The 460-nt window shown below is 38.7% G+C and carries 1 pseudogene; it reads right to left on the bottom strand.

The features are described from left to right. Positions 1 to 369 (bottom strand): annotated as a pseudogene (locus CWB72_RS09710) (IS982 family transposase); the annotation flags it as partial. Positions 370 to 460: the final 91 nt, after the last annotated feature.

Here is a 460-nt window from a genome sequence, read left to right on the forward strand (position 1 = left end):
ATTGTGACAAACCTTGAGTGAAGTGGAATCAATAAATGCTATACCTGTAGGCTTATCAAAGCGCTGCTTTAAATAGCTACACAGAGCGGGCAACGTAGCCTGTAACAACTTCAACATACGTGTATAACTGACTAAATCAGGAAAATAATGTCGCCAATACTGGCAAACAAATTTGGTGTAGTAAGTTTTAAAGTCGCGGTAACCTGATTGATGAAAAGCAATCAATATAGTCATAACTTCGCTAGAAGATAGGCGGGATGGCTTAATGCGTTGCTTTTCACCTGTTGATATTAGGTGCTCAAGCCATTGAGGTTCAAACAATAAACAAAAATCATCGACATCTACGTAAATTGCATCTAAGTTATTCATGCCCTTGCCTTGGTAATCTTATGTTTCTTGGTCGAAAGATCTGATCACCACAAGGGCATTTAGTTCAATTTCTTATGCGCAGCTCAGGTTA

This window comes from Pseudoalteromonas phenolica, assembly GCF_005886345.1.
Lineage (GTDB): Bacteria > Pseudomonadota > Gammaproteobacteria > Enterobacterales > Alteromonadaceae > Pseudoalteromonas > Pseudoalteromonas phenolica_A.